The 6,381-nt window shown below is 61.9% G+C and carries 8 protein-coding genes; 3 read left to right on the top strand and 5 right to left on the bottom strand.

Annotated elements, in window-relative coordinates:
* Positions 1 to 297: 297 nt before the first annotated feature.
* The 5 genes from AC1DSC_RS32380 to AC1DSC_RS32360 form a co-directional block, all read right to left on the bottom strand.
* A complete protein-coding gene (locus tag AC1DSC_RS32380; RefSeq protein WP_015866027.1) occupies positions 298 to 519 on the bottom strand; it encodes a hypothetical protein in 222 nt (73 codons plus the stop codon).
* 497 nt (positions 520 to 1,016) lie between these two features.
* Positions 1,017 to 1,430 carry a hypothetical protein gene (locus AC1DSC_RS32375; protein ID WP_150106900.1) on the bottom strand — a complete coding sequence of 138 codons (414 nt, stop codon included), beginning with the start codon at positions 1,428 to 1,430 and terminating at the stop codon, positions 1,017 to 1,019.
* 412 nt (positions 1,431 to 1,842) lie between these two features.
* Entirely contained in the window at positions 1,843 to 2,283 is a 441-nt protein-coding gene (locus AC1DSC_RS32370; RefSeq protein ID WP_015866026.1) for a hypothetical protein, read from the bottom strand.
* A 203-nt stretch (positions 2,284 to 2,486) separates the two neighbouring features.
* Complete coding sequence (locus AC1DSC_RS32365) at positions 2,487 to 3,194, bottom strand: Crp/Fnr family transcriptional regulator (RefSeq protein WP_015866025.1); 708 nt, start codon at positions 3,192 to 3,194, stop codon at positions 2,487 to 2,489.
* Positions 3,195 to 3,315: 121 nt separating this feature from the next.
* Positions 3,316 to 4,056, bottom strand: a complete 741-nt coding sequence (locus AC1DSC_RS32360; RefSeq protein ID WP_015866024.1) for a Crp/Fnr family transcriptional regulator — start codon at positions 4,054 to 4,056, stop codon at positions 3,316 to 3,318.
* 242 nt (positions 4,057 to 4,298) lie between these two features.
* On the opposite strand from AC1DSC_RS32360, the gene AC1DSC_RS32355 reads away from it, so the two are divergent.
* The 3 genes from AC1DSC_RS32355 to AC1DSC_RS32345 all read left to right on the top strand — a co-directional run bounded on the left by AC1DSC_RS32355 (position 4,299) and on the right by AC1DSC_RS32345 (position 6,016).
* Entirely contained in the window at positions 4,299 to 5,423 is a 1,125-nt protein-coding gene (locus AC1DSC_RS32355; protein WP_015866023.1) for a sensor histidine kinase, read from the top strand.
* A gap of 39 nt (positions 5,424 to 5,462) precedes the next feature.
* Positions 5,463 to 5,714 (top strand): hypothetical protein, encoded by a 252-nt coding sequence (locus tag AC1DSC_RS32350; RefSeq protein ID WP_015866022.1) that lies wholly within the window; start codon positions 5,463 to 5,465, stop codon positions 5,712 to 5,714.
* Positions 5,715 to 5,857: 143 nt separating this feature from the next.
* Entirely contained in the window at positions 5,858 to 6,016 is a 159-nt protein-coding gene (locus AC1DSC_RS32345) for a DUF3309 family protein (RefSeq protein WP_015866021.1), read from the top strand.
* Positions 6,017 to 6,381 lie beyond the last annotated feature (365 nt).

Here is a 6,381-nt window from a genome sequence, read left to right as displayed (position 1 = left end):
CGTGAACCGCACCAGCCCGCCTCGTCACCGTGCGTGCGACGTCACCGGACAGGGAGAACATTGCACCGGGTTGAACAAGGAGCAAGCTCGCATCTTCAGGGCCGCTTCGCCCCTGGCCGTCACCCGCATCACCGTGGCTTGACCGGAATTCGGGCGATGGAAAGACCCAGCCCCATCGTTGGCCGGTCGGGGTGAACCGTCCGTGCGATGGCGAACATACTTGGCGCGCTACAGCCAAGACCGAGCGCGGACCACCTCCGGTGCCGGAAGAGGGAAAAGAACGGCCGAACGCCTCGGTTATAGGGCGACTAGCCCTATGTCTGTGGCAAACCAGCGAAAGATCTTGGTCGGATTTTTCCAATCCCTCGTGCGCCGAACGAATAGAAAGCCCGACGCTGCATTCCCGATTGCGTCGATGGGAATGCCGGCGGCCTGCAACGCTGCCGCCTGTTCTTCAGCACTCGTATTGAGCGGCAGCTTCAGAGTGATGGTCGCGCTGTGGATGATTTGCTTTGACATCGATTTTCCTCCCATGAGTGCAAGTCACGTTAGGAAAGTCGAGGAAACTGGTCTGTTCGGTTCCGTACATAAAAAGCGCTACTTTCCCCCAATGCCCGGCGTCAACGACTTTGAGCGCCGCCGCTCAAGATAATTGTTGCTGGCCACCTCAAGAGCAAGTCCAGAAAAGACCCAGGCAATGGCTTACGTCGACCGGCTGTGCGCGGAACAGGTGTAAAAATGCCCGCTTGAGGCGGGCACTGAAACGTCGGAGGCTCAGGATTTGGACAGTGACAGCCCGCCAGCATCGAGGCTCCACCTTGGATGGGCGGGCGCCTAAGCTACCTCTACCAGCGCTGGATGGCCGTCAACGAGATCATGGCGTGGCTCTGGCGTTCGGTCTGTGCGCTACCTCACGGTCCAAACTTCCTCCCAGCGGTAGTGTCACGGTTCCAACTCCTTCCATATGGAGGGCACCATGCACCCTCCCAATTCACGGCTGAGTCTCTGCTTTGTACCTACCTCCACGGGCGCAGTACGCCGATGATCCTGCGCGACGCGGTTGTATGGGTGATCGCGGCCCGGCCGGCCAGCAACGAGACGCCAATGATTGAAGTCACAACGCATGCAAGCCTGAGGCATCCAGGCCACAAAGAGTTCGGAACCTCGGTGTATTGATACGTGCTGGCTTTACGGCTACCCGTCGGCTTCAACTTTTTCGCTGAGATGACTTTCGACATCATTGCTAATCCGAGGGCTGACGTTCGCGCAAGGTAGGTCGCCGCAGCTTCGAAGTCGGGACCGCGCAATCGCAGCGAGACCGCGGCAGCATTCATCACGCCCTCGACGAGCCGTGAATGGCGCTTCGTGCTATCGGCTTGACCGGGGCGAAAGCACATCACTGGTGGTGTGCTGCTTTCGCCGTTCAGCATTTTTCAGGGATCCGCAAAGTCTGTCGCTTTACTTCGCTGGCTGGGCCTCCGGAGCTGGCGTGATGATCACAGTAGTACTCTCACTGGGCTTGCCAGTGTCCCCTTTTTTTCCATCGACGCCTTGAGCACCTGCTATACCTGGGGGCCCTGCGGGTCCGGGCACAGCCACGGGTGCCGCTGGAACGGCGACCACGGCGGTGGGTCTATCGCACGCGGCCAAGCTCAACGCGCCGAGCAGCGCAAAAGTCAGTAGTGAACGGCTCATGGAGAATCCTTTGAAGGCCCCTCAGGCTAGGCGCATTCCTGGCATGAGACGGTGCGCCAGCGAACATAGACTGAATCGCCCCGGCTTCCGTAGATCAATTACTGCCGTTTCGGCAAACCATGACAATCCGGCTATGCCAGTTGGACGTCATTGCCCCGACTTTCTAGGGGAAGGTCTGAACAGGTCACCGATTTGGCGTGTGATGAAAGTCATGGTGTGCATGATGATGAATCTCGCCTCCCCAATGCTTCGAATCGACGAGGTTTGCCCCTCATCCGGCGCCCTCAGGCTGTCGTCGCCGCTTCGGACCGCGATCAGCGAAGCAGGCGGCACCGAGACCGCCACGAACGCCGCCACCACGCTGGCCACGGCCTTGCGCGCGCGACCACCATGGCCGTGCTCGCGAAGCCCGCGTCCCACCTGATTGGCATTGACGCCCCACTCGCGCGCCAGGCGCGACTCCGAGGCGCCTGGCTGCAGGCACAGTGCCACCGGCTGCGACTTCGCGGCTTCGTCGTTCATGCTGCGTCCGTCGCTCTTGTCCCCCACCACCGGCCGGCGCTTGAGGTCTTCCAAATCGTCTGCCATCTATGTTCCCGCGTTCACATCTAGGTGGGAACGTAGGCTGCCAAGTCACAGCCTGCGGCTCGAGGATGGCGTTCATTGACCGCATGCAATCGACGGTCAAGGCCGGCCCGGCCAGGCGCACTTCCGGATCGATCGGCTTCATGCCGCCTGTTGCTTGGAGCAGCGCACATGCAAGACGGCGGCGCATCGCGGCCGACCGGCAGCTATGCGATCAGGTGCGCATAACTGCGCCGATTGGCCCGGTAACAATCGCACGCCGCGTTCTCCAGCCCTTCGCGGTCCGTGATCGTGATGACGCCCCGTCGATAGTCAATCAACCGGCGCCTGTGCAGCGCCGTTGCCGCATTGGTGATGCCGACCCGGCGCACGCCCAGCATGCGGCCCAGCACTTCATGGGTCAGCGCGAGGTGCGTCGAATGCGCGCAGTCCTGTGTAGTCAGCAGCCAGCGCGCCAGCCGCTCCTCGATCAAGTGGAAGCGGTTGCACAGGCCCGAGCGGCCGAATTCCATCAAGAGCACGCAGACGTAGCGATTGAGGATGCGCTTGAGCTTCGAGTTCTGCTCCAGCTCCTGGGCGAACGATTGTGCCGTCAGACGCCAGGCCATGCCGCCCCCCTGCACCAGTGCCCGCAGCGGCGCGCGCTGCACGTCCAGCGACAGCTCGTAGCCCAGGGCCCCCTCGTTGCCCACCATCCCCGTCTGGAGGCCATCGTGGCCGTCCGCGGTCGACACCAGCGAGACGAACGCGCTCGTGGGGAAATGGATGTGATGAATGACATCGCCCGGCTCGTAGAGGATCTGCGCCGTGACCAACTGCACGCTGTCGCAGCGCTCGAGCAGATGCACCCGGTCCGCGGGCGGCAGCGCCTCGAGCAGGCGGTTGAGGACGGTGCGGGGCGGGGCTGATGTCACGGAACCGCCTGTTGGGAAGAATCAAGAGTCAGCGCGGGAATGCGCAACCGAGCGCATTGTTGCCGAGGGCCCCTCTCGCGTCTGTGCGCAGGCGCACCAATGCGGCGCGACCGCCGCTGGCTCAGGTTGCGAGCTGACGAGGGAGCAGGCGATCCGTTTCACGCTTCACGACCTCGTAGCACTCGCACACCTGCTTCTCCAGCCCCGGGCGGTCCAACACCGTGATGTGACCCCGCGAGTACTTGATCAGGTTCAGGCGCTGCAGCTTGCCGGCCGCCTCCGTCACTCCTTCGCGCCGCACGCCGAGCATGTTGGCGATCAGTTCCTGGGTCATCACCAGCTCGTTGCCGGGCAACCTGTCGAGGCTCAGCAACAGCCAGCGGCACAGCTGCTGTTCCAGTGAGTGGTGTCGGTTGCAGACGGCCGTCTGCGACATCTGGGTGATGAGCGACTGGGTGTAGCGCAGCAGCAGATGCAGCAGGGGTCCGCCGTTGTCCGTCAGCTGCTTGATGTGGCTGGCGCTCAGACGGAACGCCTGGCCTGCGCTTTGCACCACGGCGCGGTTGGGCGTGCTGCCCCCGCCCATCAGCAGCGCCACGCCGACCATCCCCTCGAATCCCACGACGGCGATCTCGGCCGATTGCCCGTTTTCCAGCACGTACAGCAGCGAGACGATGCAATCGGTCGGGAAGTACACGTACTGCTGGACCACGCCCGATTCGTACAGCACCTCGCCCAGCTTGAGCGGCACCAGTTCAAGGAGCGGCATCAGGCCCATCAGCACCTCCGGCGGCATCACCTCCAGGAGGCTGTTGCGCGCCACGGCTGCGCGCGAAGAAGACGAGGGAGAAGACGATGCCATGGCGGAAGGAGATTCCAAAGTGCTCATCATTTTGCCGCCGATACCTCGGCGTCTGTGCGCTTCCGCACACAGTCGAGGGAATGCAAGTGCCGATTGCACATCGGCACGCCACGGTATGTGCGACACCGCACCGACGATTCTCCCCGGCGCCGCTAAAGATGACGGTACGCCTTCTAAGTCTCTAATAGAAGCAGGCGACATTCATTGAATGAAGCGGGCGAAAGCCATCGAGGTCCCGGAACATGCGCAACTTTCTCATCAACAACCGGGAGGAGCTGGTTTCACGGTGCAAGTCGAAGGTCGCACTGAGGCCCCGGCGGGCCGCCACGGAACATCAGCTGGCGAATGGCATCCCGTTGTTTCTCGAGCAGCTGATAAGAACCCTTGCGGCCGAAGAGGACAACAAACCCGCCGACAGCATCAGGATCTCGGGGCCATCGGGCGGGGACTCGCTGGCCTTGTCGGAAATGGGGGTGTCCGCCACAGCCCATGGCAAGGAGCTGCTGAAGCTGGGCTACACGGTTGACCAGGTCGTTCACGACTATGGCGACCTTTGCCAGGCGATCACGGACCTGGCCTTTGAACGCGATGCCCCGTTCGCTGTCGCGGAATTCCGGACATTGAACCGCTGCCTGGACAACGCCATCGCGGACGCCGTCAGCGAGTTCAGCTTTCAACGGGATACGCAAATCGCCCGCCAGCAGAGCCTCGACGCGACAGAGCATTTCGGATTTTTGGTTCACGAGCTGCGCAATTCCCTAGGAACAGCAACCTTGGCGATTCACGCGCTTGAACTCGGCAACATGACAGTGAGAGGCGCCACCGGGGCCGTGCTGAAACGCAGCCTGTCAGCAATGGGTGCCCTGATCAGCCGGGCGCTCGCCGAGGTGCGCAGCGGCGCGCCGGACCAGCGGCAGACATTTTCCGTCGCCTTGTTCATCAAGGACGCTGAAACCGCGGCCCAGCTCGTTGCAGGCGCCGCCGGTTGCGTCTTCGAGGTGCCGCCTGTCGATTCCCTGCTGGCCATCCGGGGAGATCGCGAACTGCTGCTCGCCGCGCTGGCAAACCTCCTGCAAAACGCGTTCAAGTTCACGCACCCGCACACCGACGTCGCCTTGAAAGCCTATGAACTTGGCGAGCACGTCCTGATCGAAGTCGAAGACCATTGCGGCGGGCTGCCATCGGGAATCGCCGCCAAGATGTTCGCCCCCTTCAATCAACACAGTCATGACAGGTCCGGATTGGGGCTGGGTCTTTCCATCGCCCGCCAAAGCGTCGAAGCAGACTTCGGCACATTGACCGTGCGGGACGTGCCGGGTGTCGGTTGCGTCTTCACCATATGCCTGCCGCGTCACCCCCTTCCCTGACTGGCACTCGATCGTTTCTCTTATCCGAAAGGACTCGCCATGGATACCCAATTACTGATGCGAATCGGACGAATGACGCCACCTCGGCGGCTCACGTTGTCGGCGGATGTGGCCGCGGCAAAACGGCTGGCTGCGAGCGGCATGATCGAAGTGACTCTCGAGGTTCAAGGCAAGGCGAAAAGACTCGCGCTGCAAGTTGTGCATGTGGAAGCGATCACCCGCGAGGGCGCATCGGCGATCGCGATCGAAAAATCCTGCGCGCGGAAGAACGCAGCGCTCCCGACGCCGTGATGGCCGTTGCTGCCCCGGAGGCAAGGAAGATCCATCTGCTGGCGCTAGGCAGGCGCATTCCGGTTTGTTCGATAGCGAACAGACTGGAGTGCGCCGCCTCGGTATCTTGATCTTGATATCAAGCAAGCACCTAGGAGTGAATCATGAGCATTGGCACCATTCTTTTGATCATCCTGATCCTCGTTCTGGTCGGGGCGTTTCCGTCATGGCCGCACAGCCGCGGCTGGGGCTACGGTCCGAGCGGAATTCTCGGCATCGTCGTGCTCGTATTGATCGTCTTGTTGCTGACGGGACGCATTTAGCGCTGGGTCTACTCGAATTCATCAGCCGGCGATGTCAACCCGTATCGATGCGAGGATTCACAATGCCCATGCAGTTGCTCGAGCGGCTTTACTCCGCAAATATGCCCATGACCATCGATGCGCATGAGGACATCCAGAAGTGCGACTTGCTGCGCGCTGAAAGGCTGATAGAGGCGGATCTTCCGCCATTCATACCATCCCAGGGGCGAACAACTTATTCCGGTCAAGCCACGGTGATGCGGGTGACGGCCAGGGGCGAAGCGGCCCTGAAGATGCGAGCTTGCTCCTTGTTCAACCCGGTGCAATGTTCTCCCTGTCCGGTGACGTCGCACGCACGGTGACGAGGCGGGCTGGTGCGGTTCACG

This window comes from Variovorax sp. 01N425 (assembly GCF_056399465.1).
This window is presented reverse-complemented; position numbering and strand designations above follow the sequence as displayed.

Bases quoted from the DNA above. Each gene is read 5' to 3' on its own strand.
- AC1DSC_RS32380 (WP_015866027.1), bottom strand. From the start codon at position 519: ATGTCAAAGCAAATCATCCACAGCGCGACCATCACTCTGAAGCTGCCG.
- AC1DSC_RS32375 (WP_150106900.1), bottom strand. From the start codon at position 1,430: ATGCTGAACGGCGAAAGCAGCACACCACCAGTGATGTGCTTTCGCCCC.
- AC1DSC_RS32370 (WP_015866026.1), bottom strand. From the start codon at position 2,283: ATGGCAGACGATTTGGAAGACCTCAAGCGCCGGCCGGTGGTGGGGGAC.
- AC1DSC_RS32360 (WP_015866024.1), bottom strand. From the start codon at position 4,056: ATGGCATCGTCTTCTCCCTCGTCTTCTTCGCGCGCAGCCGTGGCGCGC.
- AC1DSC_RS32355 (WP_015866023.1), top strand. From the start codon at position 4,299: ATGCGCAACTTTCTCATCAACAACCGGGAGGAGCTGGTTTCACGGTGC.
- AC1DSC_RS32350 (WP_015866022.1), top strand. From the start codon at position 5,463: ATGGATACCCAATTACTGATGCGAATCGGACGAATGACGCCACCTCGG.
- AC1DSC_RS32345 (WP_015866021.1), top strand. From the start codon at position 5,858: ATGAGCATTGGCACCATTCTTTTGATCATCCTGATCCTCGTTCTGGTC.